Here is a 558-nt window from a genome sequence, read left to right as displayed (position 1 = left end):
ATTGAAGGTCGAGTCGATCTTGACGGCGCTGAACACGGGCAGGAAGGGCACGAAGCCGCCGCGCACGGCGCGCATGGCGCGGGCGTCGAGTTCTTCGGTGACGGACAGGTCTTTGATGGCGAGGGTGGTAGTCATGGCAGTTCTCCGGGTATTCAGTAGTTTGCGAATGCAGCTTGCGCGGTGGGCAGGGCCCGCGGCTTAGCGATAGATGTTGTTCTGGGCGTTCTGGGTCGAGTGGACATKCGACTTGATGTCGTCCGCGAAGGCCGTGTTGTTGCCGTTCATGTTGACGACGTTCTGCGTCTGGCCGATCAGCTGCGARGCGTTGAARGTCGAGTCGAKCTTGACCGCGCTGAACACGGGCAGGAAGGGCACGAAGCCGCCGCGCACGGCGCGCATGGCRCSGGCGTCGAGTTCTTCGGTGACGGACAGGTCCTTGATGGCGAGGGTGGTAGTCATGGCARTTCTCCTTGGGAGCGRTTGGGACTTGGGTTCGGTTGGTTCGAGCATTGTTTCTGCGCTCGGGAGGTACAAACGCATGGAGTGTGCCAAGGCGGG

General features: G+C 61.6%; 1 protein-coding gene. It reads right to left on the bottom strand.

What is annotated here, in order from left to right:
* Window positions 1-198: 198 nt before the first annotated feature.
* Window positions 199-459 carry a hypothetical protein gene (locus AC1DKD_RS41850; RefSeq protein WP_477144811.1) on the bottom strand — a complete coding sequence of 87 codons (261 nt, stop codon included), beginning with the start codon at window positions 457-459 and terminating at the stop codon, window positions 199-201.
* Between the last annotated feature and the right edge of the window lie 99 nt (window positions 460-558).

It is taken from the genome of Cupriavidus sp. 05T313 (assembly GCF_056396665.1).
This window is presented reverse-complemented; position numbering and strand designations above follow the sequence as displayed.